Origin of the sequence: Oceanicella sp. SM1341 (assembly GCF_003448965.1) — a bacterium.
Classification (GTDB): Bacteria; Pseudomonadota; Alphaproteobacteria; order Rhodobacterales; family Rhodobacteraceae; genus Paroceanicella.
In genome coordinates this window covers 94,902-120,330 of record NZ_QRGC01000016.1, presented here as the reverse complement: position 1 = coordinate 120,330, position 25,429 = coordinate 94,902, and the positions used below count along the sequence as shown (strand labels likewise).

Annotated in this window: 22 protein-coding genes and 1 pseudogene; 16 read left to right on the top strand and 7 right to left on the bottom strand. The window is 72.1% G+C overall.

The window, feature by feature from the left end; genetic code table 11:
* The 3 genes from D3P35_RS15440 to D3P35_RS15430 all read left to right on the top strand — a co-directional run.
* Window positions 1-243 (top strand): hypothetical protein (locus D3P35_RS15440; protein WP_198670640.1); only part of this gene is annotated, 243 nt, incomplete at its 5' end.
* Between the two features lie 145 nt (window positions 244-388).
* Window positions 389-1,063 (top strand): TetR/AcrR family transcriptional regulator, encoded by a 675-nt coding sequence (locus tag D3P35_RS15435; RefSeq protein ID WP_118135638.1) that lies wholly within the window; start codon window positions 389-391, stop codon window positions 1,061-1,063.
* Entirely contained in the window at window positions 1,045-2,040 is a 996-nt protein-coding gene (locus D3P35_RS15430) for an MDR family oxidoreductase (protein ID WP_118135637.1), read from the top strand. Before D3P35_RS15435 ends, D3P35_RS15430 begins: the two co-directional genes overlap by 19 nt.
* A 30-nt stretch (window positions 2,041-2,070) precedes the next feature.
* Here D3P35_RS15430 and speB read toward each other — a convergent pair whose 3' ends face one another.
* From speB to D3P35_RS15415, 3 genes are all read right to left on the bottom strand, one after another.
* A complete protein-coding gene (gene speB, locus D3P35_RS15425; RefSeq protein WP_118135636.1) occupies window positions 2,071-3,030 on the bottom strand; it encodes an agmatinase in 960 nt (319 codons plus the stop codon).
* Between the two features lie 213 nt (window positions 3,031-3,243).
* Window positions 3,244-5,400, bottom strand: a complete 2,157-nt coding sequence (locus tag D3P35_RS15420) for a sulfatase-like hydrolase/transferase (RefSeq protein ID WP_118135635.1) — start codon at window positions 5,398-5,400, stop codon at window positions 3,244-3,246.
* 118 nt (window positions 5,401-5,518) lie between these two features.
* Complete coding sequence (locus tag D3P35_RS15415; RefSeq protein WP_157982167.1) at window positions 5,519-6,286, bottom strand: extracellular solute-binding protein; 768 nt, start codon at window positions 6,284-6,286, stop codon at window positions 5,519-5,521.
* 280 nt (window positions 6,287-6,566) lie between these two features.
* Between D3P35_RS15415 and D3P35_RS15410 the strand changes: the two genes are divergently transcribed.
* The 7 genes from D3P35_RS15410 to D3P35_RS15380 all read left to right on the top strand — a co-directional run bounded on the left by D3P35_RS15410 (window position 6,567) and on the right by D3P35_RS15380 (window position 12,943).
* Complete coding sequence (locus D3P35_RS15410) at window positions 6,567-6,773, top strand: molybdopterin-binding protein (RefSeq protein ID WP_118135633.1); 207 nt, start codon at window positions 6,567-6,569, stop codon at window positions 6,771-6,773.
* Between the two features lie 4 nt (window positions 6,774-6,777).
* Window positions 6,778-7,239: an SAM-dependent methyltransferase gene (locus tag D3P35_RS15405; protein ID WP_118135632.1), complete on the top strand. Its 462-nt coding sequence runs from the start codon at window positions 6,778-6,780 to the stop codon at window positions 7,237-7,239.
* Window positions 7,236-8,309, top strand: a complete 1,074-nt coding sequence (locus D3P35_RS15400; protein WP_118135631.1) for an iron ABC transporter substrate-binding protein — start codon at window positions 7,236-7,238, stop codon at window positions 8,307-8,309. Before D3P35_RS15405 ends, D3P35_RS15400 begins: the two co-directional genes overlap by 4 nt.
* A gap of 1 nt (window position 8,310) precedes the next feature.
* Window positions 8,311-9,351: an iron ABC transporter permease gene (locus D3P35_RS15395; protein ID WP_118135630.1), complete on the top strand. Its 1,041-nt coding sequence runs from the start codon at window positions 8,311-8,313 to the stop codon at window positions 9,349-9,351.
* Window positions 9,352-9,529: 178 nt separating this feature from the next.
* Complete coding sequence (locus tag D3P35_RS15390) at window positions 9,530-10,285, top strand: ABC transporter ATP-binding protein (RefSeq protein WP_118135629.1); 756 nt, start codon at window positions 9,530-9,532, stop codon at window positions 10,283-10,285.
* Between the two features lie 106 nt (window positions 10,286-10,391).
* Window positions 10,392-11,390, top strand: coding sequence for a ligase-associated DNA damage response exonuclease (locus D3P35_RS15385; protein ID WP_118135628.1), 999 nt, complete (start codon window positions 10,392-10,394; stop codon window positions 11,388-11,390).
* Window positions 11,387-12,943 (top strand): cisplatin damage response ATP-dependent DNA ligase, encoded by a 1,557-nt coding sequence (locus tag D3P35_RS15380; RefSeq protein ID WP_118135627.1) that lies wholly within the window; start codon window positions 11,387-11,389, stop codon window positions 12,941-12,943. Before D3P35_RS15385 ends, D3P35_RS15380 begins: the two co-directional genes overlap by 4 nt.
* Before the next feature lie 6 nt (window positions 12,944-12,949).
* Here D3P35_RS15380 and D3P35_RS15375 read toward each other — a convergent pair whose 3' ends face one another.
* Window positions 12,950-13,483 (bottom strand): TetR/AcrR family transcriptional regulator, encoded by a 534-nt coding sequence (locus tag D3P35_RS15375; RefSeq protein WP_198670639.1) that lies wholly within the window; start codon window positions 13,481-13,483, stop codon window positions 12,950-12,952.
* Window positions 13,484-13,880: 397 nt separating this feature from the next.
* Window positions 13,881-14,543, bottom strand: a pseudogene (gene aqpZ, locus D3P35_RS15370) (aquaporin Z); the annotation flags it as partial.
* Between the two features lie 144 nt (window positions 14,544-14,687).
* Between aqpZ and D3P35_RS26205 the strand changes: the two are divergent.
* From D3P35_RS26205 to D3P35_RS15360, 3 genes are read left to right on the top strand one after another with little or no spacing between them, the layout of a single operon-like run.
* A complete protein-coding gene (locus tag D3P35_RS26205; RefSeq protein WP_157982166.1) occupies window positions 14,688-14,999 on the top strand; it encodes a hypothetical protein in 312 nt (103 codons plus the stop codon).
* The gene (locus D3P35_RS15365) at window positions 14,996-16,141 is read left to right on the top strand and encodes an efflux RND transporter periplasmic adaptor subunit (protein ID WP_118135624.1); all 1,146 of its coding nucleotides are present in this window, start codon (window positions 14,996-14,998) and stop codon (window positions 16,139-16,141) included. Before D3P35_RS26205 ends, D3P35_RS15365 begins: the two co-directional genes overlap by 4 nt.
* Entirely contained in the window at window positions 16,138-19,311 is a 3,174-nt protein-coding gene (locus tag D3P35_RS15360; protein WP_118135623.1) for an efflux RND transporter permease subunit, read from the top strand. Before D3P35_RS15365 ends, D3P35_RS15360 begins: the two co-directional genes overlap by 4 nt.
* Window positions 19,312-19,327: 16 nt before the next feature.
* Here D3P35_RS15360 and D3P35_RS15355 read toward each other — a convergent pair whose 3' ends face one another.
* Window positions 19,328-19,933 carry a glutathione S-transferase N-terminal domain-containing protein gene (locus tag D3P35_RS15355; protein WP_118135622.1) on the bottom strand — a complete coding sequence of 202 codons (606 nt, stop codon included), beginning with the start codon at window positions 19,931-19,933 and terminating at the stop codon, window positions 19,328-19,330.
* A 316-nt stretch (window positions 19,934-20,249) separates the two neighbouring features.
* Window positions 20,250-21,554 (bottom strand): ATP-binding protein, encoded by a 1,305-nt coding sequence (locus tag D3P35_RS15350; RefSeq protein WP_118135621.1) that lies wholly within the window; start codon window positions 21,552-21,554, stop codon window positions 20,250-20,252.
* A gap of 241 nt (window positions 21,555-21,795) precedes the next feature.
* Here D3P35_RS15350 and D3P35_RS15345 point away from each other — a divergent pair, with 241 nt between their 5' ends.
* From D3P35_RS15345 to D3P35_RS15335, 3 genes are all read left to right on the top strand, one after another.
* Window positions 21,796-22,803, top strand: coding sequence for a substrate-binding domain-containing protein (locus D3P35_RS15345; protein WP_118135620.1), 1,008 nt, complete (start codon window positions 21,796-21,798; stop codon window positions 22,801-22,803).
* Between the two features lie 61 nt (window positions 22,804-22,864).
* Complete coding sequence (locus D3P35_RS15340; RefSeq protein WP_118135619.1) at window positions 22,865-24,406, top strand: sugar ABC transporter ATP-binding protein; 1,542 nt, start codon at window positions 22,865-22,867, stop codon at window positions 24,404-24,406.
* Between the two features lie 21 nt (window positions 24,407-24,427).
* A complete protein-coding gene (locus tag D3P35_RS15335; RefSeq protein ID WP_118135618.1) occupies window positions 24,428-25,423 on the top strand; it encodes an ABC transporter permease in 996 nt (331 codons plus the stop codon).
* Window positions 25,424-25,429 lie beyond the last annotated feature (6 nt).

Genomic DNA, 25,429 nt, shown 5'->3' with positions numbered 1-25,429 from the left:
CGCGCCGCCCGCCGGGGCGACCTGCCGGCCTTCCGCCGCCTCGCCGCCATGCTGTTGCGCGGCGAAGACGCGGCGGCCGAGGCCCGGCTCCACGCCGCGCTGGCCCCGGTGGACCGGGTCCTCTTCGCCCCGGGCCCGGGCGCCGCGCCGGATCTCGCCCGCCTGCGCCGCGAGGTGGAGCGCACCGCCGCGCGCAGCGAAACAGAGCGCACCGCCCCGCGCCGGGAGGCAGCCGACCGGTGATCCGGGGCACACGGGGGCAGCCCCCGCGCCGGAGGGGCGAGAACCCGCCGGGGGTGTGGGCGCGCAGCCGGGGCGGAATGTACGAAGTTCCGGCGGCTTGCACGGATCTCTTGATTAACAGACGAATCGGTCTGATAATTCCGGCATGACAGAGCCCGGTACATCCCTCGCTCCGCGCCGCCGCGGGCGGCCCCGCCAGGCGCCGGAGGCCTCCGCCACGCGGCGCGCACTGCTGCGCGCCGGGCTGGAGGCACTGACCGAGCGCGGCTTCACCGGCGTGAGCGTGGACGAGATCCTGCAGGCGGCCGGCCTGCCGAAGGGCGCCTTCTACCATCATTTCGCCGGCAAGGAGGCCTTCGGCCTGGCGCTGATCGCCGCCTATGGCGCGTGGTTCGCGGGCAAGCTCGAGCACTGGCTGACCGATGCGGACACCCCGCCGCTGGAGCGCCTGCGCAACTTCACCGCCGACGCCCGCGCCGGCATGGCCCGGCACGGCTACCGGCGGGGCTGCCTCGTCGGCAACCTCGGCCAGGAGATCGGCAGCCTGCCGGAGCCGTTCCGCGCCGCCCTCCTCGCCGTGCTGGCGGACTGGGAGCGCCGCACCGCCGCCTGCCTCGCCGAGGCGCGGGCGCGCGGCGACATCGCATCCGATCGCGACCCCGAGAGCCTCGCCGCCCTGTTCTGGATCGGCTGGGAAGGGGCGGTGCTGCGCGCCAAGCTCGAGCGCGCGCCCGGCCCGCTCACCCGCTTCGCCGACGGGTTTCTCGACGGCCTGCGCCCCCCTGCAAGAAGGAGCCCGGAATGTTCGACGCCATCCTGATCGACCGTGACGAGGAGGGGCGCAGCCATGCCGCCCTCACCCGGCTGGAGCCCGCGCAGCTGCCCGAGGGCGAGGTGACCGTGCGCGTGGCGTACTCGACGATGAACTACAAGGACGCGCTCGCCATCACCGGCGCCTCGCCGGTGGTGCGCAGCTTCCCGCTGGTGCCGGGGATCGACTTTTCCGGCGTGGTGGAGGCCTCCGACAGCCCGGATTTCGCCCCCGGTGACCGGGTGGTGCTCAACGGCTGGGGCCTGGGCGAGCGGCACTGGGGCGGGCTCGCCGGCATGGCGCGGGTGCAGGCGGGCTGGCTGGTGCCGCTGCCCGGGGCCATCAGCCTGCGCCGCGCCATGGCCATCGGCACGGCGGGCTACACCGCCATGCTCGCGGTGATGGCGCTGGAGCGGCAGGGCCTCACCCCCGGCGCGGGCCCGGTGCTGGTGACCGGGGCCGCCGGGGGCGTGGGCAGCGTGGCGGTGACGCTCCTCGCAGCCCTGGGCCACGAGGTGCACGCGATGACCGGCCGGCCGGAGGAGGCGCCCTTCCTCGAGGCGCTCGGCGCCTCCGCCATCGTGCCGCGCGAGGGCCACGCCGGGCCCGGCCGGCCGCTGGCGAAGGAACGCTGGGCCGCGGCGGTGGACGTGGCCGGCGGCCACGTGCTCGCAAACGTGCTGGCCGAGACCCGCTACGGCGGCACGGTGGCGGCCTGCGGCCTCGCCGCCGGCATGGAGCTGCCGGCCACCGTGGCGCCCTTCATCCTGCGCGGCGTCACGCTCACCGGCATCGAGAGCGTGATGTGCCCGCTGCCCGTGCGGCTGGAGGCCTGGGCCCGCATGGCGGAGACGCTCGACATGGAGCGGCTCGACAGCCTCACAGGCGAGTTGCCGCTCGCCGAGGTGATCGGCTTCGCGCCGGGCATGCTGGAGGGCAAGGCACGTGGCCGCATGGTGGTGCCGATCGACCCCGGGCTCGGCTGAGCCCCGGCGTTCCGAGATGCGGAACAGGCCTCAGCGCTCGGTCTGCACCATCATGCACAGGAGTTCGAACATCACCTGCACGCCGAGATAGGCGGTGGCACCGGATGCGTCGAAGGGCGGCGAGACCTCGACCACGTCGGCGCCCACGATGTTCACGCCGGTGAGCGCGCGCACCACCTGCAGCGCCTGCCAGGAGGTGGGGCCGCCCACCTCCGGCGTGCCGGTGCCGGGCGCGAAGGCGGGGTCGATGAAGTCGATGTCGTAGGAGACATAGGTGGGGCCGGAGCCCGCGATCTCGCGCGCCTCGGCCATCACGTCGTCGACGCCGCGGGCATGGAACTCCTCGATCTCGATGATGCGGATGCCCACGGAGGCGGCGAAGTCGCGGTCCTCGCGGTCATAGGTCGAGCCGCGGATGCCGATCTGGCAGACGCGGCCAGGCTCGAGCAGCCCTTCCTCCACCGCGCGGCGGAACGGGGTGCCGTGGGTGTACATCGTGCCGCCGAAATAGGAGTGGAACAGGTCGGTGTGGCTGTCGAAATGGATCATGCCGACCGGGCCCTTCGCCGCCACCGCGCGCAGCACGGGCAGCGAGGTGAGATGGTCGCCCCCCGCGGTGAGCGGGCGGGTGCCCCGGCCGATCACGCCCGCGTAGAACTCGGTGATGCGGGACATGCTGTCCTGAATGTCGGAGGGGTTGATCACCACGTCGCCGAGGTCAGCGCAGGTGGCGGCCTCGAAGGGGCGGATGCGGGTGCCGCCGTTCTCGGCCCGGATCATGGTGGAGAGGTCGCGCATCTGGCGGGGGCCGTGGCGCGGGCCGGGGCGGTTGGTGGTGCCCGAGTCCCAGGGCACGCCGATGAGCCCGATCTCGACCTCGGGCAGGCGCGGGTGGTCGGGGCCCAGCACCGGCAGGCGCATGAAGCTCGCGGGCCCCGCGAAGCGCGGCATCTCGAAGCCGGAGACGGGGAGGAAGAACGGGTCGGTCATGTCTGTCTCACTTTCACTGCATCGCGCGGCCCCGCTCGCGCAAGGCGCGGGCGGGGCCGGCGCCTGCCTGCCGCCCGGCGGGGCACGGCGCCAATGCAGCAATCTCCTCCGGCGCGCCGGAACGGGCAAGGGGGGTGACGAGATCAGCGGAGGGTGCCCCCGGGCGTGGCGAGGCGGCGCCGGCCGGGCCGCGCGCGCCCGCGCCGGCCGGGTTCAGCCGAAGCCGGTGTCGGTGTCGACGTGCAGGGCGCCGGTGAGCGCGTGCACCAGCCCGTCGTCATCGGTGACCTGAAGCACCATGTTGCGCGCGGTGAGCTCGGCCTTCTTCACCCCGTAGATCAGCACCGTCTTGCCTTCGGCGGCGAACATCACCCCGTCGGCCGTGTCGTGGAAGGCGGCGCGCAGCTCGGCCTTGTTGCGGAAGTGGAAGTCGCGGAACACCAGCCGGTCCTCCGCCACGTCGAAATCCCGGCTGTCGGGCGTCCAGTCCTGCGGGCCGGAGAAATTGGCGATCACGTCGTTGTCCTGGCCGACGCCGGGGGTGAAGACGAAAGTGTCGGCTCCGAAGCCGCCGGTGAGCCGGTCGCGCCCGGTCTCGGAGAACAGGAAGTCGTTGCCCCGCCCGCCGTCGAGCAGGTCTGCGCCGGCACCGCCGAACAGCCGGTCATTGCCCTGGTCGGCGTCGATGAAATCGTTGTGCGTGCCGCCGAACACCCGGTCGTCGCCGCGGCCGGTGGTGATCTCGTCTTCCCCGCCCTCGCCGTAGACGACGATGGAATCGTTCTTCGTCACGATCCGGTTCGCGTAGTTGTTCGCGTGGATGGTGATGTCGGCCGTCACCAGTCCGAGGGTCAGGTTCTCCACATGCGCGGCCATGTAGTAGTGGAGCTGGTTGGCCTGCGGGCGCACGTCGTCGCGCAGCACGATCGTGTCCTCGCCGTAGCCGGCGTTCTCGGTGATCAGGGTGCTGCGGTCGACGAAATAGGTGTCGTCACCCCAGCCGCCGGCGATGCGCGCCACGTCGTTGCCGGCGACGAGATGATCGTCTCCGCCGCCGTTGGGCAGCGCGAGCCTGCCCTCGTGGAAGCTCACGCCCTCGGCGCCGGCCACGCGCTCGAGCCGGGCAAGCTCGGCCTCGGTGCGGGCGATGGCGCCGGCGCTGTGGAGGGCGGCGAGGTTCACGGTCTGGTGCGGGTCGCGCTCGAGATTGTAGAGCTCGAGGCTGCCGTCCTCGTAGCGGATGAGCCGGAACTGCTCCGAGCGCATCGAGATCGAGCCGTAGATGTAGGTGAGCACCGGCTGGGGCACGTAGGTGCCGAAATCATCCGACAACAGCCCGGCGAGGCTGCGGGTGGAGACGCTTGCCGGCGTGTTGATGCCTGCGAGGTCGGTGAGGGTGGGGAAGACCTGGTTGAGGCCCACGGGGGTGGTGACCACGCGTCCGGGCTCGGCCTGGTCGGGGTCGACGATGATGAGCGGCGCGTTGCCCGCCTCCTCCCACAGGGTGAACTTGTGCCACAGGTCGCGGTCGCCCATCTGGTATCCGTGGTCGCTCCACAGCACGAGCGTGGTGTTGCCCCAGAGCTGGTTGCGGTCCATCGCGTCGAGGATGATGCCCAGCATGGCGTCGGAATAGGAGATGCCGGCGAGATAGGCCTGCACGGTCTGCTCCACCATGCCGTCGAAGAGCGGGCCCATGTCCGGCATGAACTGCTTGGCGAAATCGGGGAGATCGAGGTCGCGCGCGGCCGTGGTGCCGGGGATTTTTATATCCTCGAGCGGGTAGAGGTCGAAGTATTCCTGCGGCGCGTTGAAGGGCGCGTGCGGGTGGAAGAGCCCCGCCATCAGGAACAGCGGGTCGCCCCCCGCCTTCACCCCGTCGAGCAGCGCGGCGGCCTTGGTGGCCATGTCGTAATCGACGTAGTCCTCGTCGGTCACGCCGGCGGGCGCCGGGCCGGTGCCGAAGGGCAGGCCGAACTTCTCGTGCATCAGGCCGTTGGCGCGGAGGTTCTCGTCGATCACGCCCTGCGCGTAGCCCGCGGAAATGTTGGGGGAGTGGAAGTTCTTGCCCACCGCCGCCGTCTCGTATCCCGCGCGGTGGAAGGCGGCGGGCAGGGTGTCCTGCGGCGAGAGGAAACGCTCCCAGCTCTCCACGTTCTCGTAGATGCCGGTCTCGAACACCGACTGGCCGGTGAGCACGGTCGCCCGGCTGGGGTTGCACACCGGCGTGCTGGCATAGGCGGAATCGAAATACGTGCCCATGTCGAGCAGCCGGTCCAGGTTCGGGGTGCTGATCTCGACACCGAACGCCTCACGGAAGCGGACAAAGTTGAACAGGTCGTCCACAGAAACTGCGACTACGTTTTTCATTGTTAATCTCTTCCGGCGAAGGCCGGTACATCTTGGAGGAAGATCCGGGCAGGAATTGCCGGACGGGGAGGATGTTGGCGTCTTGTAATCGCGAGCTTGTTGAAAAATGACCAATTAATCAAGTGGTACGAAAGCCTGCCGCACGAAGGGTTGCGGCGGCTTCCGCCCCGAGCAGGAAACGCTCCAGTGCGGCGGCGCCGGGTCTCGCGCCGCGCAGGCGGCACAGGCCGAACCGGGCGTCGACATGCAGCACCCCGGGCAGGGCGACGGCCCGCAGCGCGGGCTCGTCCGCCAGGGCAAGCCGCGCGTTGGAGCGATAGGTGAGGAAGATGTCGGCCAGTCCCCGTGCCATCACCCAGCCGTAGTGATTCGCCCCCTGCGGCGCGCGGGGCGCGCCGGGCCCGCCCGCGAGGCGCAGCGCCCGGGCCGTGAGCGCGGCCTCCGCCCCCGGGATCAGCGCTTCGGCCCGCGCGAAGCAGGCCTGCGCGTAGTCCCCCGAGGGGTCCGCACCGGGCAGCGAGGTGGCAAGCCGGACGGACGGCGCGAGCAGCAGCTCCACGAAGCCCCGCGCATCCGCGGTCTCGAGCGCGGGTGCGAGGCCGGGCTGCACCAGTGCCACCAGGGCGTTGCCGGCGAATTGCCGCGGCGGATGCGCGCGCCCCGCCCGCGCCAGCGCCTCCGGATGGCCCATGTCGGCGGCGGCGAAGACATCCGGCGCCGCACCGGCCTCGATGGCGGCGCGCAGCGTGCCGGAGGGGCCGAAGCGGGTCTCCACCGGTTGTCCGCTGCGCGCGGCATGGAGGCGGGCGAGCCCGCCCAGCACCTCCGCGAGGCTTCCCGCGCCCCAGAGCGTGAGCGCGGGCCGGGCAGGCGGTGTGCGGGGCATGGGCGATCTCTCCTGCCAAGGGCGTTGCCGCACCGCCGCACGCGTGACATAGCTTCGGGGTACGAGGCGCGGGCGGCAGCCTAGCGCCACCTGCGGCGCCGCGCACCCCCGCCACGGCGCCGGCGGACGTCGACACCCCCCGCCCCGGCGGGCAGGCTTCACCGGCCCGTCCCGGCGGGCAGCCCCACCCGTCCGCCCCGGCGGGCAGCCCCACCCGTCCGCCCCGGCGGACAGCCACACCGGTCCGCCCCGGCGGACCCGCGAAGAAGGAACCCCAGCGATGAAACTCAGCGCCCGCAACGTCCTGCCCGGCAGGATCGTCGAGATCGTCACCGGCGCCGTGACCAGCCACGTGCGCATCGACGTGGGCGGCTCGGTGGTCACCTCGGCCATCACCAATGCCGCGGTGGAGGAACTCGGCCTCACCGTGGGCGGCGAGGCCTATGCCGTGATCAAGGCCTCCGACGTGATGATCGGCACGGACTGAGCCGATGAGCACGCCGCTGCCCGACCTGCGCGACGGCGAGGAGGCGGTGACCCTGCCGGGCCCGCCCGCCGACGCCGCCCTGCGCTTCATCGGCCGCATCCGGACCCCCTGGACCCGGCGCGCGGACTGCCCCCGCCGGGGCGACGCGGAGGCAGGCCCCGCGTGCCGGCTCGAGCTCGACCCGCTCTGGGCACCCGCGCTCGACGGGCTCGCCCCGGGCGACGCGGTGCAGGTGCTCTACTGGATGCACGAGGCGCGGCGCGACCTCGTGCGCCAGGTGCCCCGGCACAGCGGCGTGAAGACCGGCACCTTCGCCCTGCGCTCGCCGGTGCGGCCGAACCCGATCGCCTCCTCGGTGGCGCGGATCATCGCCATCGAGGGACCGGTGGTCACCCTGCGCGGGCTCGACTGTCTCGACGGCACGCCGCTGCTCGACCTCAAGCCCGACCGGAGCCGCGCGCCATGAGCCGGCGCCACAGCGGCCCCCGCCCCGACGCGCGGCGCCGCGCGCTGCTGCGCGGGGCCACGGCAGCGGCGCTCGGCCTCGCCGCGCCGGCGCTGCTCACGCGCCCTGCCGCGGCGCGGGTGGTGCGCGATGCCACCGGCCGCAGCCTCGAGTTGCCGGACCGCCCGGGCAAGGTGCTCGCCGCCGGCCCGCCCGCCGCGGTGATGCTCTGCGTGCTCGCCCCCGAGGCGATGCTGGGCTGGCCGCGCGCCCCGCGCCCGCAGGAGAAGCCCTTCCTGCCCGCGGGCACCGCCGATCTGCCCGAGCTCGGCCGCCTCACCGGGCGGGGCGACACGGTGAACCTCGAGAGGCTGCTCGCCGCGGGGCCCGATCTCATCATCGACGTGGGCTCGGTGAGCGAGACCTACCGCAGCCTCGCCGAGCGGGTGCAGGACCAGACCGGCATTCCCTACGCGCTGATCGACGGCAGCTTCGCCAACACCCCGGCCGCCCTGCGCCTGCTGGGCGAGGTCCTGGGCCGGCCGGAGCGCGGGCAGAGCCTCGCGGCCTATGCCGAGGAGACCTTCGCCCATGTCGACCACACGCTCACCCGGGTGCCGGAGGCGGAGCGGCCCTCGGTTTATCTCGCCCGCGGGCCGGAGGGGCTGGAGAGCGCGCCGCGCGGCTCGCTCAACGCCGAGATCATCGAGCGGGTGGGGGGGCGCAACGTGGTGCCCGAGGGGCCGGGGCGCGGGCTCGTCACCGTCTCGCCCGAGCAGGTGCTGGCCTGGGCGCCGGACACGATCGTGACCATCGACCCGGTCTTCGCCGCCGAGGTGGCAAACCGCCCGCTGTGGCGCGACGTGCCGGCGGTGGCGCGGGGCCGTGTCTTCCTCTCGCCCTCCCGGCCCTTCGGCTTCATCGACCGCCCGCCCGCGGTGAACCGGCTGATCGGCCTGCGCTGGCTGCTGCACGCCTTCTACCCCGAGCAGGCCGGCCCTGACCCCACGCGCGAGGTGCAGGACTTCTACTCCCTGTTCTACGGTGTGACGCCGGACGCGGCCACGCTCGCGACCCTGCTCGGGCGCTGAGATGGCGGCAGGCGAGCAGGCCCGGGCCGGCCGCGCCCGCACGCCGGGGGCGGCGCAGATCGCCCTCGCGGCGGCGCTGCTGGGGCTCGCGCTGGTCATCGGCCTCGGCGCCGGGCCGTTCGATCTCGGCCCCGGGCGCATTCTCTCGCTCATCGCCGGGCGCCTCGCCGGCGAGGCCCCGGCCGACGCCGCGGCCACGGTGCTGTTCAACATCCGCCTGCCGCGGGTGCTGGGGGCAGCCCTCGTGGGGGCGGCGCTCTCGGCTGCCGGCGCCGCCTACCAGGTGACCTTCCGCAACCCGCTGGTCTCGCCCGACATTCTCGGGGTATCCACCGGCGCGGGGCTGGGGGCGGTGCTGGGCATCTTCCTCGGCCTGCCGGTGGTGGCGATCCTCGGGCTCAGCTTCGGCAGCGGCCTCGCCACGGTGGCGCTGGTGGTGGCGGTGGCAAGCGGGCTTGGGCGCGGCCAGGACATCCTCGCCCTCGCGCTCTGCGGCATCGCGGTGGGGGCGCTGGCGGGGGCGGGCATCTCGCTCGTCAAGGTGCTGGCCGACCCGGAGGACCAGCTCCCCGCCATCACCTTCTGGCTGCTCGGCAGCCTCGCCGGCCTGCAGGGCGGCGACCTCGGGCTCGCCGGCCCCGCCATCCTGCTCGGCCTCCTGCCGCTCGTCGCCCTGCGCTGGCGCATCGGGCTACTCGCGCTGGGAGAGGACGAGGCGAAGGCCCTCGGGGTCGACACCGCGCGGCTGCGCCTCGTCGTGGTGCTCTCGGCCACGCTGATGAGCGCCTCGGCGGTGGCGGTGGCCGGCGTGGTGGGCTGGATCGGGCTGATGGTGCCGCATGTGGCGCGGCTGATCACCGGCCCGGGCTTCGAGCGGCTGCTGCCGGTGGCGACCCTGCTCGGCGCCGCCTTCCTCGTGGCGGTCGACACGGCGGCGCGCAGCATGGCCACGACAGAGGTGCCGCTGGGCATCCTCACCGCGGTCATCGGCGCGCCGATCTTCCTCGGCCTGCTGGCACGGAGCGACCGGGGATGGAGCTGAGCCGGACTGGCCTGCGCAGGGCGCATCGGCACCGGGGGATCACCACCGCGGGCAGCGCCGCGCGGCCGCCGTGCCGGCGCGACGCCGCGGTGGCCCCCGCCCGACCACGGCGTGAAGCGGGCGGCAGGAGGCACCCGGGCCCGGGCGGGGGGCGCGGCGCACCGGGGCGGGGGTCGTCATGGAGCTGATCTCGGCCAGCGACCTCGCTGTCGGCCACCGCGGCCGGGTGCTCGCGCGCGGGATCTCGCTGAGCCTGCGGGCGGGCGAGACGCTGTGCCTGCTGGGACCGAACGGCGCGGGCAAGACCACCATCTTCCGCACCCTGCTGGGGCTGATCCCGCCGCTGGGGGGAGAGGTGGCGCTCGGCGGCGAGCCGCTCGACCGGCTCACCCGAGCCGAGCGCGCGCGCAGGCTCGCCTACGTGCCACAGTCACTCGCCGCGCCCTTCGCCTACCCGGCGCGAGAGTTCGTGCTGCAGGGGCGCACGGCGCATCTCGGCCTCTTCGCCGCGCCGGGGCCGGCGGACCGCGCGGCGGCGGAGGCCGCACTCGCCACCATGGGCATCGCGCATCTCGGGCCCGAGCCGGTCACCCGGCTCTCGGGCGGGCAGCGCCAGCTGGTGCTCATCGCCCGGGCGCTGGCGCAGGCCGCCCCGGCGCTGCTGCTCGACGAGCCCGCCGCCTCGCTCGACTTCGGCAACCGCGAGCGGCTGCTCGCCCGGCTGGAGGCGCTGGCGGGGCAGGGGCTGGGCCTCGTCGTCTCCACCCATGAGCCGGCGCATGCCCTGCGCCTCGCCGACCATGTGCTGACCGTGGACGCCGCCGGGCGCATCGCCTCCGGCCCGCCGGCGGAACTGCTCACGCCCGAGCATCTCAGCGCGCTCTATGACCTCGCGCCAGAGACCATGGCCCGCGCGCTGGGGCAGGCCGGCTGAGCCCCGCGGGGCTGGACTTTGCCCCGCACCCGCCCATCATCCGCTTCATGGAGCGCTGTCCCGCATATCCCGGCCGCACCGCCGCACCCCGCCGGGGCGCGGGCGCATGAGCCTGCTCCTGCCGCGGCCGGAGGGGCTCTACTGCCCGGAGGGGGATTTCTTCATCGACCCCGTGCGCCCGGTGCCGCGCGCGCTCATCACTCATGCCCATGCCGACCATGCCCGCGCCGGCCACGGCGCCGTGCTCGCCACGCGCCAGACCCTCGACATCATGGCCATCCGCTACGGCGAGGATTTCGCCGGCCAGCGCCAGGCGGCGGAGGAGCCGGTGAGCCTCGGCGGGGTGCGCGTGAGCTTCCACCCCGCGGGCCACGTGCTCGGCTCGGCGCAGATCCTGCTGGAGCGCGGCGGCACCCGCGTGGTGGTCTCGGGCGACTACACCCGCACGCCCAACCCCGCCTGCGCCCCCTTCGAGCCGGTGCCCTGCGACCTCTTCATCACTGAGGCGACCTTCGGCCTGCCGGTGTTCCGCCACCCCGATCCCGCCGGCGAGATCGGCAAGCTGCTGGCGAGCCAGGCGCAGTTTCCCGAGCGCACGCATCTCGTGGGGGCCTACGCGCTCGGCAAGGCGCAGCGACTGATCATGCTGCTGCGGGAGGCGGGCTACCAGCGGCCGATCTACCTGCACGGCGCGCTGGAGCGGCTCTGCGCCTACCACGCGGCCGAGGGCGTGGCGCTGGGGCCGCTGGAGCCGGCCACGGTGGAGCGCGGGCGCGGCACATTCGCCGGCGAGATCGTGCTCGCCCCGCCCTCGGCCTTCGCGGCGAAATGGGCGCAGCGCTTCGCCGAGCCGCTGCTGTGCTTCGCCTCGGGCTGGATGCAGGTGCGCGCCCGGGCCCGCCAGCGGATGACCGAGCTGCCGCTGGTGATCTCCGACCATTGCGACTGGCCGGCCCTCACCCGCACCATCGCCGAGACCGGCGCGGCGGAGGTCTGGGTGACCCATGGCGCGGAGGACGCGCTGGTGCACTGGTGCCTCGGCCAAGGCCTTGCCGCCCGGCCGCTGCGGCTGGTGGGCTACGAGGACGAGGCGGAGGAGACATGAGACGCTTCGCGGCCCTGCTCGACCGGCTCGCCTTCACGCCCTCGCGCAACGACAAGCTGCGGCTGATCGGCGACTATCTCGCCGAGGCGCCGGACCCCGACCGGGGCTGGGCGCTCGCCGCCCTCACCGGCGAGCTCTCGCTGGGCCGGGTGACACCGGCGCGTCTGCGCGAGATGGTGGGCGCGCGCACCGACCCCGTGCTCTTCGCGCTCTCCTACGATTTCGTCGGCGACCTGGCCGAGACCATCGCGCTCATCTGGCCCGAGACGGGGGAGGAGGGCGACATCCCACTGGGCGCGGCGGTCACCCGCCTCGCGCGCCTCAGCCGCGCCGAGGTGCCGGAGGCGATGGCGCAGATGCTCGACGGGCTCCCCACCGCCTCGCGCTACGCGCTGCTCAAACTCGCCACCGGGGGCCTGCGGGTCGGCGTCTCGGCCCGGCTGGCGCGCACGGCGCTGGCGGCCTATGGCAACAGGCCGGTGGAGGAGATCACCGAGCTCTGGCACGGGCTCGAGCCGCCCTATGCCGAGCTCTTCGCCTGGTTTGCCGGGGGCGAGAAGCCGGTGAACGCGGCCGAGGCGCCGTTCCGCCCGGTGATGCTCTCCACCCCGATCGACGCCGAGGGCCTCGCCGCCCTGCCGCCCGAAGACTACATCGCCGAGTGGAAATGGGACGGCATCCGCGTGCAGGCGGTGGCCGAGGGGCTCACGCGCCGGCTGTGGTCGCGCACGGGGGAGGACATCTCCGCCGCCTTCCCCGACCTGGTCGCCGCGATGGACTTCGAGGGCGCGCTCGACGGCGAGCTGCTGGTGCGGCGGGGCGAGGCCGTGGGCAGTTTCGCCGACCTCCAGCAGCGGCTGAACCGCAAGACCGTCTCGCGCCCGCTGATGGCCCGCTTCCCCGCCATGCTGCGCGCCTACGACCTGCTCACCCTGCGCGGCGAAGACCTGCGCCCCCTGCCGCAGACCGAGCGGCGCGCGCGGCTCTCGGAGGTGCTCGCCGGGCTGGAGCCCACGCGCTTCGACCTCTCCACCGAGGTGCCCTTCACCAGCTGGGACGAGCTCGCCACCGCCCGCGACGCCCCGCACGAGAGCATCGTGGAAGGCGTGATGATCAAGCGGCGCGACACGCCCTATATCGCCGGGCGCCAGCGCGGGCCCTGGTTCAAGTGGAAGCGCGACCCCTTCCTGGTCGACGCCATCCTGCTCTACGCGCAGCGCGGCCACGGCAAGCGCTCGGGCTATTACTCGGACTACACGTTCGGGGTGTGGCGGGGGGAGGAGATCGTGCCCGTCGGCAAGGCCTATTTCGGCTTCACCGACGAGGAGTTGCGCCGGATCGACCGCTTCGTGCGCGACAACACCACCGAGCGTTTCGGCCCGGTGCGCGCGGTGCGCGCCGAACTGGTGCTGGAGATCGCCTTCGAGGGGCTCAACCGCTCGAAGCGGCACAAGTCCGGCATCGCCATGCGCTTTCCGCGGGTCAACCGCATCCGCTGGGACAAGCCGGCGGCCGAGGCCGACACGCTGGAGGCGCTGGAAGCGCTGCTCTGAGCCGGCTCACTGCGCCGGGGCAGGGGCGCGGAACACCACGCAGGCGGCCTCCACGATGCGTGCCAGCTCGCGCGCCGAGGCCCCGTCGCGCGCCTGCACCGAGATGCCCTGGATGACGGCGATGAGATAGCGGGCCAGCGAGGCCGCCTGCTCCGGCTCCATCCAGCGGCCCAGCCGCGACGCCATCTCGACGCGGAAATGATCGCGCCGGGCGGCCAGTTCCCCGGCGATGTCCTCGTGCTCGGCGCTGCAGGCCACCATGCCGGAGGCGATCATGCAGCAGCGCGGCTCCGAGCAGGCGGTGAGCATGCCCACCACGCTCTCGAGCATGCGCCGCGCCGCGGTCTCGGCATCCGGGGCGCCGTCCATCAGCGCGATATGCGCCGCCGCGTCGCGCGTCTCGTAGCGGGCGATCACCTCGCGGTAGAGCCCGGCCTTGCTGCCGAAGGCGGCATAGAGGCTGGGCGCGGCAATGCCGATGGCCGAGGTGAGATCGGCAACCGATACTCCCTCGTAGCCATGGCGCCAGAACAGCTCCATGGCGGTGTCGATGGCCCTGCCGCGGTCAAAACCGCGGGGACGGCCTTTACGGGGGCGGCTTTCCTGTTCCATAGTGGTCACTAAATAACAGCTTGACAGCGGATGTCAAACGCAGTTGTTTAGCGATCCCTAAAGAAGGAGTCGCTTCATGCTCTGCGCCCGCACACAGTGCGCCCCCGAGGGGGGACCGCTTCGCGCCACCACCCTTGCGGCTGCCGGGACCGCTCTCGGCCCCGGCGCGCCGCGCGCCTCAGTGCCTCAGGCGGCGCTTGCGGCGCAGGCCGAAGAACACCCGCGCCGTGCCGGGCTCCGGCCGCACGGAGGTGGCGGCGGAACCCGCCTTGCGCTCATCGCCCATGCCCGGAGGCGCGAGGCGCCCCGGTTCGAAGAGCTGCAGCCAGATCAGGCCGCCGAGGCCGCCGCCGACGAGCGGCGCCACCCAGAACAGCCAGAGCTGCGAGAGGGCGGCCGTGTCGGCGAAGAAGGCGACGCCGGTGGAGCGCGCCGGGTTCACCGAGGTGTTGGTGACCGGGATGCCCACCAGGTGGATGAGCGTGAGCGCGAGGCCGATGGCCAGCGGCGCGAAGCCCACCGGGGCGGCCGGCGCGGTGGCGCCCAGGATCACGATCAGGAAGAAGGCGGTGAGCACCACCTCGGCCAGCAGGCAGGCGAAGAGCGTGTAGCCCCCGGGCGAGAGCGCGCCGTAGCCGTTGGTGGCGAAGCCGCCCGCGCTCCACTCGGGCGCGCCGGAGGCGATGGCGAAGAGCACCGCGGCGGCGACTACAGCACCCGCGAGCTGAGCCAGGACGTATGGCCCGAGCTCCGCGGCCGGGAAGCGGCGCGCGACGAAGAGGCCGAGCGAAACCGCCGGGTTGAAATGTCCGCCCGAGATCGGGCCGAGCGCATAGGCCATGGTCAACACCGTGAGGCCGAAGGCCAGCGCGACGCCGGCAAAGCCGATGCCCAGTTCGGGAAAGGCGGCGGCCAGGACGGCGGCTCCGCAGCCGCCGAACACCAGCCAGAAGGTGCCGAAGGCTTCGGCAAGAAGTTTCTTTCGCATCACGACCTCCTCGGTCCGCTGCGCGGATCCGTGCTTCCGGGAGCCCCCGTTCCCGCCGCGGCGGACACCGCACCCGCGGCCGTGGCGGCCCTCTCCGGGAGCCGGCATGGCTCCGGGGCCGGAACGGGTCCGGACAGGCGGTCGATGAACAGGAGTGGCTTCGTACGCGGGACCTTCGGGTACGCGAAACGCATGCATGGTGACACAGAGATGCTGGAAAATACACCCGAAACCGGGCGCCCCGGCGCCACCTTCGCCTCGCGGCTGCTTGGCAGCTTCGAAATCAAGGCGCGTTTCCGCAAGAATTTCCTCTCGCCGGGAAATATCCGCGCGGCAGGGCCCGCCATGTTCGAAAGAAACAATACACGGACAGGGGCCTCGCCATCGGATAGGGTGATGCATGCAGAGCTTGCCACCGCCGCCCCCGCGATCGCCCACGGAAAGGCCGGAAGATGACAGCGACCAGATCCGGCGGCGCACTCCTCGCCGCCCTCATCGCCTTCACGGCCCTGCCGGCATCGGCCCAGCAGGGTCCGCCGGCCGTGACCGTTGCAAAGCCCGTCGTGCGCGACATCGTGGAAGTGGACGAGTTCGCCGGCCGTTTCGAGGCGGTGGACGCGGTGGAGATCCGCGCCCGCGTCGGCGGCTACCTCGACTCGGTGCATTTCGAGGACGGCGCGCTGGTGGAGCAGGGCGACCTGCTGTTCACCATCGACCAGCGCGCCTATACCTCGGCCGTGAACCAGGCCCGATCCGAGGTGGACGTGGCCCAGAGCCGGCTTTCCTTCGCCAAGGTGGAGTTCGAGCGCGCCGAGGCGCTGGAATCGCGCGGCAACCTCTCGACCTCCGCGCTCGACGACCGGCGGCGCGAGTATGACGGCGCGCGCGCGCTGCTCGCCGGCGCGCAGGCCGCCCTCGAACGCGCCGAGCTCGACCTCGAGTTCAGCGCCGTGCGCGCGCCGATCTCGGGCCGGATCGACCGCCGGCGCCTCTCGGTGGGCAACCTCGTGCAGCCCGATACCACCGTGCTCACCACCATCGTCACCCGCGACCCGATCGACTTCTACTTCAACATCGACGAGCGCCGCTTCCTCGCCTACGCGCGCGACCTGCGCGGCCGCTCGGAGGTGATCAACCGCGGCGGCGGGCTGAAGGTGCTGGTGAAACTCGCCGACAGCCGCGAGGCCCCGGTGGAGGGCGTGCTGAACTTCGCCGAGAACCGCATCGACGACGCCACCGGCACCATGCGCCTGCGCGCCCGCTTCCCCAACCCCGACGGCGTGCTGCAGGCCGGCATGTTCGGCCGCATCTCGGTGCCCGGCTCGCTGCCGCACCCCGGCGTGATGCTGCCCGACGAGGCGATCTCCTCCGACCAGGGCCGCCGGGTGGTGTTCGTGGTGGCCGAGGATGGCACCGTCTCCACCAGGCCCGTGCGCCCGGGCCCGCGCATCGACGGCTACCGGGTGATCCGCGAGGGCCTCACCGGCGAGGAGACCGTGGTGGTGAACGGGCTGATGCGCGTGCGCCCCGGCGCCCAGGTGGCCCCGGAGATGACCGAGCTTCCCGACGCGCTCGACCCGGACGGGCTGCCGCAATGAGATTTGCCCATTTCTTCGTGGACCGGCCGATCTTCGCCTCGGTCCTGTCGATCTTCCTGATGATCCTCGGGTCGATCGCCTACACCCAGCTGCCCGTCGCGCAGTATCCCGAAATCGCGCCGCCCACCATCGTGGTGCGCGCGCAATACCCCGGTGCCGACGCCGAGACCGTGGCCGCCACCGTGGCCACCCCCATCGAGCAGGAAGTGAACGGCGTGGAGCACATGCTCTACATGTCCTCCTATTCCTCCGACGACGGGGCGATGGCGCTCACCATCACCTTCGCGCTCGGCACCGACCTCGACGAGGCGCAGGTGCTGGTGCAGAACCGCGTGTCCATCGCCCAGCCGCGCCTGCCCGAGGAGGTGCGCCGCCTCGGCGTGACCACCACCAAGAGCTCGCCCGACCTGATGATGGTCATCCACATGCTCTCGCCCGACGATACCTATGACCAGCTCTACGTCTCGAACTACGCCCGCTCCCGGGTGCGCGACGTGCTGATGCGGCTCGAGGGCGTGGGCGACCTCACCATCTTCGGCGAGCGCGAATACGCCCTGCGCATCTGGCTCGACCCCGAGAAGCTCGCCGCCTACGGCATGACCTCGGGCGACGTGGTCCAGTCGCTGCGCGAGCAGAACGTGCAGGTGTCGGGCGGCTCGCTGGGCGCGCCCCCGGTGGATGACGGCTCGGCCTTCCAGTACACCGTCACCACCCAGGGGCGCTTCGACGAGGCGCGGGACTTCCGCTACGTGATCGTGAAATCCGGCGAGGACGGGCGGCTGATCCAGCTCCAGGACGTGGCGCGCATCGAGCTCGGCGCGCGCGACTACGTGACCAACTCCTACCTCGACGGCAAGCCCGCCGTGGCGCTCGCGATCTTCCAGCGCCCGGGCACCAACGCGCTCGCCGCCGCCGAGGAGATCGAGCACACCATCGAGGGGCTGGCGGAGGACTTCCCCCCCGGGCTCGAATACCGCGTGGTCTACAACCCCACCGAGTTCATCGCCGAGTCGATCACCGAGGTCTACAAGACCATCCTCGAGGCCATCGTGCTGGTGGTGATCGTGATCATCGTGTTCCTGCAGTCCTGGCGCATGGCGATCGTGCCGATCGTGGCGATCCCGGTGTCGCTGGTGGGCACGCTCGCGGTGCTGCTGGCGCTCGGCTTCTCGCTCAACATGCTCACGCTGTTCGGGCTGGTGCTCGCCATCGGCATCGTGGTGGACGACGCCATCGTGGTGGTGGAGAACGTGGAGCGCAACATCGCCCTCGGGCTCGCGCCCAACGCCGCGTCGCACCGCACGATGGACGAGGTGGGGGCGGCGGTGATCGCCATCTCGCTGGTGCTGATCGCGGTCTTCGTGCCCACGGCCTTCATCCCCGGCATCTCCGGCCAGTTCTACCTGCAGTTCGCGGTCACCATCGCGGTCTCCACCGCGATCTCGGCGCTGAACTCGCTCACCCTCTCGCCCGCGCTCGCGGCCTGGCTGTTCAAGCCGCATGCGGGCGAAACCCGGCCCGGCACCATCGCCGGCCGCGTGGCGGCCAAGGCGGCGGACGGGTTCAACGCAGGCTTCGACCGGCTCTCCTCCGGCTATGCCTGGGTGGTGCGCCGGCTGGTGAGCACATGGGCCGCGCTGGGGGTGATGGTGATCGTCTTCGCCGGGCTGATCTGGGCCACGGTGCACATGGTGGGCGCGGTGCCGCGCGGCTTCATCCCGCTGATGGACCAGGGCTACGGCATCGTGGTGGTCCAGCTCCCCGACGGCGCCTCGCTGGGGCGCACCGACGCGGTGATCCGCGAGGCCTCCCGCGTGATCGAGGACACCCCGGGGGTGAGGAGCGCCGTCGCCTTCGCCGGCTTCTCGGGTGCGACCTTCACCAATGCCTCGAACGCGGGCGTGATCTTCGCCAGCTTCGAGCCTTTCGAGGAGCGGCTGGAGCACGGGCTCGGCGCCAACGAGATCATCGCCGATCTCTTCACCCGGCTGGGCAGCATCCGCGAGGCCTTCATCATCGCGCTGCCGCCGCCCTCGATCCGCGGCATCGGCACCTCCGGGGGCTTCAAGCTGCAGATCCAGGACCAGGACAGCGCGGACATGAGCCGCGCCCTCGCCGCGGCGCGCGAGGTGGCGGCGGCGGCCAACCAGCTGCCCGGGCTCACCGGCATCTTCACCACCTTCTCGGATGCGAGCCCGCAGGTGTTTCTCGCCATCGACCGGGAGAAGGCGCGCATCCTCGATGTGCCGATCCCGAACATCTTCGAGACGCTGTCGATCAACCTCGGCACGGCCTATGTGAACGATTTCAACGCCTTCGGCCGGGTCTACCAGGTGCGTGCCCAGGCCGACCAGATGTTCCGCGTGAGCCGCGAGGACATCGCGCAGCTCAAGGTGCGCTCGGCCTCCGGCGCGCTGGTGCCGCTGGGCACGCTGGTCGAGATCCAGGACGTCACCGGGCCCACGCTGGTGCAGCGCTACAACATGCTCACCTCCGTGCCGCTGCAGGGCAATGCCGCCCCCGGTGTCTCGACCGGCGACGCGCTGATGGCGATGGAGGGCGTGGCCGACGAGATCCTGCCGCGCGGCATGACCAGCCAGTGGACCGAGCTCGCCTTCCAGGAGCGCAACACCGGCAACACGGCGGTCTACATCTTCGGGCTGTCGGTGGTGTTCGTGTTCCTCGCCCTCGCGGCGCAGTACGAGAGCTGGGTGATGCCGCTGGCGATCATCCTGATCGTGCCGCTGGGCGTGCTGGCGGCCCTCACCGGCGTGGCGCTGCGCGGGCTCGACAACAACGTGCTGGTGCAGATCGGGCTCATCGTGCTCATCGGCCTCGCGGCGAAGAACGCCATCCTGATCGTGGAGTTCGCCCGGCAGGCGCAGGACAGGGGGGCAGGCGTGGTCGATGCCGCGGTCGAGGCCTGCCGGCTGCGCCTGCGCCCCATCCTGATGACCGCCTTCGCCTTCATCCTCGGCGTGGTGCCGCTGATGATCGCCGAGGGGCCGGGCGCGGAGATGCGCCAGTCCCTCGGCACGGCGGTGTTCTCGGGCATGCTGGGGGTCACCTTCGTGGGGCTGTTCCTCACGCCGGTGTTCTACGTGGCGCTGCGGCGCCTCTTCCCCGGGCGCCGGCCCGCGCCCGAGGCGCAGGCCAGCCCGGCGGAGTGAGCCCGCCCGGGCCCGGTCACTCGGGCCCGGTTCCGGCCACCGCGGGCCGGTCCGCCATCGCCTGCCACCAGGCGGCGAGCACGGGCCGGCCGGCGCGCCAGTCCATCTCCGCGAAGCGGAAGTCGAGATAGGCGAGGGCGCAGAACATGGCGATGGCGCCGAGGTCGGTCTGCGGCGCGCGGCCGGCCTCGGCCTCCATCGCGTCGAGCGCGCCGAGGATCTTGGCCTTCTGGCCGCTTACCCACTCCTGCCAGCGCAGGCCCTCGGGGCGCAGGGCGATCTCGTAGCGCGCCAGCAGGGCGGCATCGAGCAGCCCGTCGGCCAGCGCCTCGCGGCGCAGGGCGTCGAAGCGCGCCTGTCCCTCGGCGGGGCAGAAGGCGGGGCCGTCGTGCAGGCTGTCGAGGTACTGGCAGATCACCCGGCTGTCGTAGAGCACCGTGCCGTCATCGGTCACCAGCGCCGGCACCTTGCCCAGCGGTGCATCGGCGGCCAGGTCGTCGGGGCGCGCGACCGGGCTGGGCTGGACGGCGACGCGCTCGATCAGCCCGTCGAGGCCGGTTTCGCGGGCGAGGATCATCACCTTGCGCACGTAGGGGGAGGTGGGGGAGTAGTAGAGTTTCATCGCGGGGCTCCGGCAGGTTCGCTCGTCCCGGCGCGCGGCGCGCCCGGGCCGGCCGATTGAAGGCGCAAATGCCGGCAAAGGGAAGAGCCGGCCTGCGGCCGGGCGCATTCCGCCTCAGGTCCGCTGCCCACGCGCGCGCGTGCGGGGGTGCACGGCAGCCCCCGCCGCTCTCGCTGCGAGGCGCGGCAGCGATGCATCCGGCCCCCGGGGCACCCGCGAGCGGCACGAACAGCGGGACAGGCGCGAGGGGCCGGGCCCGGACGAGGGGCCGCCCCACGCGGGGCCGCGGCCCGGCGGCCGCCGGCGGGCGGGCGATTCACAGCTTGGGCAGGCTCACCTCGAAGATCGCGCCATGCGGCTCGGCATCGAGGATGGCGATGCTGCCGCCGCGGTTGCGCACCACGCGCTGCACCATCGCAAGGCCGACGCCTGAGACCTCGTCCTCCGGGCGGCGCGGACCGAGGGTGGCGAACATCTGGAACACCCGCTCGCGGTGCTGGGGCGCGATGCCGGGGCCATTGTCGGCCACCTCGATCACGTGCAGGCCGCGCCGGCTGCGGTAGCGCACGGTGATTTCCACGCCGATGGGCGGGCCGTGCTTCACCGCATTGCTGATGAGATTGCGCAGCACGATGTCGAGCTCGACCTTCACCGCGAGGATGCGCGGCATCTGCCCCTCGCAGCGCAGCCGGCTGCCCGGCGGCACCAGCAGCTCGCCGATGGCGGGGATCATCTCGCCCAGGTCCACCGTCTCCGGTTTCACCTCCCGCGCGCCGATCTGCAGGTAGTTCAGCAACTCGTTGAGCAGCGTGTCGAGCTGGCGCACCCGGGCGGTGATGCGCTCGAGGTTCACCGTGGCGCGGCGCGGCAGCACGAGCCCCTCGTCCTGCAGGTCCTCGTGCACCCACTGGATGAGACTGGGGATCTGGCGCAGCGGGGCGCGCAGGTCATGCGCGGCGATGGAGGTGAACTGCTCGAGGTCCTGGGTCTTGAGCCGCAGTCGGGCGAGCAGGCGCTCGCGGTCGCGGCCGAGGAGCGAGAACACAGTCGCCATGCCGCCGAGGAGGAAGAGCGCGAAGATCACGAGCATGGCCTCGATCCGCCGGTCGATCACGCTCAGCCGCCGGCGCATCACCTCGCCGATCTCCTCGTGCAGCACGTCGATCTCGCGCCGCGCCGGGGCGTCGGAGATGCGCACGATCGTGTCGATCTCGCGGGCGCCCGCGCCCTGGGCATGCAGCCGCGTCACCCAGTTTATCTGGGCGCGATAGGCCTTGAGCGTGCGCCGCGACTCCGCCAGCGTGGTGTAGACGCCGAACTGCTCTCCCAGCAGCTCGATCCGGTCGATCACGGCGAGGGCATCGAAATGGTTCTCGATCGCGGCGTCGCGATACTCCGTTTCCCGCGGGCGGAGCACGTAGTTCTTGTAATTGTGGATGAAGCCGCCGTAGCCGATCGAGCGTTCGAACCGCAGCACGAGGATGGGCAGTTCCTCCTCCTGGTGGCGCACCGCGTCACGCTGCTGGCCGAGCTCGATGTGCACGGACACCAGCAGCGCGACCCCCGCGAGGAAGCTCAGCACGACCAAGATCAGGGTGACGCCCGAGCGCCTGCTCGTCATCTGGACCTACCTCCGATGCGCACCGCTCCCACAACGCGCGAAGACACTCTCCGCCCTCCGGCTTAACGGGGCCTTACGGCGGCGGATTTCGCGGGGGGGTTGACGGACAGGCTGATTCTGAATTTATTCATGTTTGTGAAAAATATTCATTCCGTCGCCGGTCCGCGGCGCGGACAAGGCGACCGGGCAGCGATCCGGCGCCTCAACCAGGGCCCTCGCAGCAGGGCAGGGAGGAAAGACGATGATTTCGAGAACCGTTCTGGCGGCCACCGCCATCTGTGCCGCGGTGAGTGCCCCCGCCCTCGCGCAGGACCGGCCGGCCTTTTCCTGCGCGCCGGGCGAGACCTACTACATGAACGTGATGGTGAGCGGCATCGAGTACTGGAAGCCGGTGTTCGAGATGTTCCGCCAGGCCGCGGAGCAGCTGGGCTGCGAGGCCGAGTTCACCGGCACGCCGGAGTATGACGTGAACAAGCAGCTCACCTCCTTCGAGCAGGTGCTGGTGCGCGAGCCCGCCGGCATCCTGCTCCACCCGATGAACCCCGACCCGTTCGTGGAGCCGATCAACCGCGCCACGGCCGCCGGCATCCCGGTGGTGACCTTCGCCGCCGACAGCCCGAATTCGCAGCGCGTGGCCTATGTCACCTCCGACAACACCCGCGAGGGCGCGGCCGCCGCCGACGCCATCGCCGAGGCGATGGGCGGCTCGGGCGAATACGCCGTGCTGGAGAACCCCGGCCAGGACAACCATGACCGCCGCGTGGCCGCCTTCATCGCCCGGATGGAGGAGAAATACCCCGACATGAAGCTGGTGGGCCGCGCCGTGACCAACCAGGACCCCAACAAGGCCTACCAGGCGGTGGCGAGCCTCGCGCAGGGCAACCCCGGCCTCGGCGCGGTGTTCATGCCCGAGGCCTCCTCGGCCATGGGTGCGGCCCAGGCGGCGATCGAGGCGAGCCAGGACATCCGGGTGATGTGCGTGGATGTGAACGCCTCGGTGCTCGACCTCATCAAGGCGGGGCAGATGTTCGGCGCGATCAACCCCAACCAGGGCGTGCAGGGCTACATGGGCTTCATGGCGCTGTTCCTCGCCGCCCACCCCGACCTCATCGACCCGATGAACGACTACCAGCGCTCCGGCGCGAACCCGTTCTCCTTCCCCGTGCTCGACAACGGCTTCTCCATGGTCACCCCCGAGAACGCCGACGACTTCCGCTGGGAAGACTACGCCGCCCGCCGGGCCGGCTGAGCGGCGCCCGGCCCGCGGGGGGCCTTCCCCCTCCCGCGGGCCGGGACACCGGAGAGCGATCATGACCCAGACACCCCTTCTCGACATGCGCGGCATCGCCCGCTCCTTCGGCCCGGTGAAGGCGCTGCGCGGCGTGAACTTCACCCTGATGCCCGGCGAGATCCACGCGCTGGCGGGCGAGAACGGCGCCGGCAAGTCGACCCTGATGAACATCGCCGACGGCATCCTGCAGCCCGACGCGGGCGAGATCCGCGTCGAGGGCAGGCCCGTGCGCATCGGCAGCCCGCTGGAGGCGCAGCGCCTCGGCATCGGGCTCATCCACCAGGAAATCGCGCTCTGCGGCGACGTGAGCGTGGCCGAGAACATCTGCATGGCCGCACTCGCCGCCTCGCCGCGCTGGCTGGTGAGCCGCCGCGCGCTCATCGCCCGCGCGCAGGAGGTGATGGACCGGCTGATGCCCATCCCGGTCACGCGGCTGGTGCGCGAGCTGTCGCTGGCCGAGCAGCAGCTGGTGGAGATCGCGAAGGCGCTGACCCTGGATGCGAAGGTGCTCATCCTCGACGAGCCCACCGCCGCCCTCACCGAGGCGGAGACCGACACCCTGTTCGGGCTGATGCGCGAGTTGCGCGCCCGCGGCATCGGCCAGGTCTACATCAGCCACCGCATGTCGGAGATCTTCGACATCTGCGACCGCATCACCGTGTTCCGCGACGGCCAGTACATCGGCACCGACCGGGTGGCCGACATGACCCCCGCGAAGGTGGTGGACAAGCTGGTGGGCCGCAAGCTCGAGGCGCTGTTCCCGCCAAAGGCGCAGCGCACGGGCCCGGGCCACGTGATGGAGGTGGAGGCGCTCACCGACCGCGCCGGGCAGTTCCATGACGTGAGCTTCGCGCTCAGGCGCGGCGAGATCCTCGGCCTCGCCGGGCTGATAGGCGCCGGGCGCACAGAGATCGCCGAGGCGATCTGCGGGTTGCGCCCGCGCGCCTCCGGCCGGGTGGTGCTGGAAGGCACGCCCTTCGCCCCGCGCGACCATGCCGCGAGCGTGGCGGCCCGCGTCGCCTATCTCTCGGAGGACCGCAAGGGGGCGGGGCTGTTCCTCGAGCTGCCCATCGCGCGCAACATCTCGGCCCTCGACATCCGCACCGTGGCGCCGAAGGGCTGGATCGAGCCGCGCCGCGAGACCGCCCGGGCCGAGACGCTGGGCGCGCGGGTGAAGCTCAAGTGCGGCTCGGTGGCAGACCCGGTCTCCACCCTCTCGGGCGGCAACCAGCAGAAGGTGGCCATCGCCCGGCTGCTCGCCATCGGCCCGCGGCTGGTGTTCCTCGACGAGCCCACCCGGGGGGTCGACGTGGGCGCGCGCGCCGAGATCTACGACATCATCCGCGCCCTGGCCGAGGCCGGCACCGGCGTGGTGGTCATCTCCTCCGAACTCACCGAGCTCATCGGCCTGTGCGACCGGGTGCTGGTGATCCACGAGGGCAGGGTGGCCGGCGCCGTCTCGGGCGCGGCCATGAGCGAAGAGAACATCATGCACCTGGCCTCCGGGCTCGGCACGGCGGGGGCAGAGGCCCCGGAAGCCGCCGCCGCCGGGGCAGCCTGAGTGCACAGGGAGAACAGCCAGATGGACACCACGACCCACCCCGCCGCCGCCCCGCGCCCCGGCCCCGGCCTGTTGCGCGGGCTGCTGCAGCAGCGCGAGACCGGGCTGGTGCTGATCATCCTCGCGCTTTTCGTCGCGATGAGCTTCGCCTCGCCGTATTTCCTCACCTGGTCGAACATACGGGCCATGCTGATGTCCTTCTCGGTGGACGGCATCGTTGTGGTGGGGATGACCGTGCTGCTCATCGTGGGCGGCATCGACCTCTCGGTGGGCGCGGTGGTCTGCCTGTCGATGGTGGTGGGGGGCACGCTGTTCCTCGCCGGGGTCGACCCCTGGCTCGCCAGCCTCGCGGGCATCGGCGCCTCGGGGCTCGTGGGCGCGGGCATCGGCTTCTGCGTCACCCGCATCGGGCTGTCGCATTTCATCGCCTCGCTCGCGGCGATGGTGATCGTGCGCGGCCTGTGCATGGTCATCACCGGCGGCGCGCCGCTCTCGCTCTTCACCCTGCCGGCGGAGTTCAAGTTCGTGGGCCAGGGTGCTGTGGCCGGCATCCCGGTGGTAATCCTGATCTTTGCGGTGATCGTGCTGGTGTTCGACCTCGCCCTGCGCCGCGGCACCTTCTTTCGCAAGGTGGTCTACACCGGCAGCAACGAGAAGGCCGCCGCCTATGCCGGCATCCGCACCGACCGGGTGAAGTTCATCGCCACCGTCTTCACCGCGCTGATGGCCGGGCTCGCGGGGGCGATCTACATGGCCCGGCTCGGCTCGGCCACGCCCTCCTTCGGCACGGGGATGGAGCTCAACGTCATCGCCGCGGCGGTGATCGGCGGCGCCAGCCTCAAGGGCGGCACCGGCTCGGTGTTCGGCGCGGTGCTGGGCGTGGCGCTGCTCTCCATCGTCACCAGCTCGCTCATCCTGCTCAACGTGAACGCCTACTGGCAGGAAATGACCAAGGGCATCATCCTGCTCGTCGCCGTCTCTCTCGACCACGTGCTCAACCGCTACCGGTCCCGGTAAGAGGGG